The organism is Oceanobacter antarcticus (assembly GCF_044962685.1).
Taxonomy (GTDB): domain Bacteria; phylum Pseudomonadota; class Gammaproteobacteria; order Pseudomonadales; family Oceanobacteraceae; genus Oceanobacter; species Oceanobacter antarcticus.
The window spans coordinates 1-207 of sequence record NZ_JBBKTX010000154.1 but is presented as its reverse complement, the minus strand read 5'-3'; the positions used below and the strand labels follow the sequence as shown (position 1 = coordinate 207).

1 protein-coding gene is annotated in these 207 nt (G+C 66.2%); it reads left to right on the top strand.

Annotated features, from left to right (window positions below; translation table 11 throughout):
• Positions 1-207 (top strand): hypothetical protein (locus WG929_RS21460; protein ID WP_416207664.1); only part of this gene is annotated, 207 nt, incomplete at both ends.

Here is a 207-nt window from a genome sequence, read left to right as displayed (position 1 = left end):
GATCGTTCAGCGTCGCCAGCCAAAGCCTGACCAGCGCGATCGAAACCCGGTATACCGCCGGTGCGGCAGCACCAACCTGTAGCAGCAGCGAAGTGACCGCCAGCCTGTACCTGGCAGGCGGCAGCGACGTGCTCGACAGCATTGCGGTAGCCGTCACCCTGGCGACCACCACGACGGAGACCAGCACCCCGGATCTGGGCAACGGCA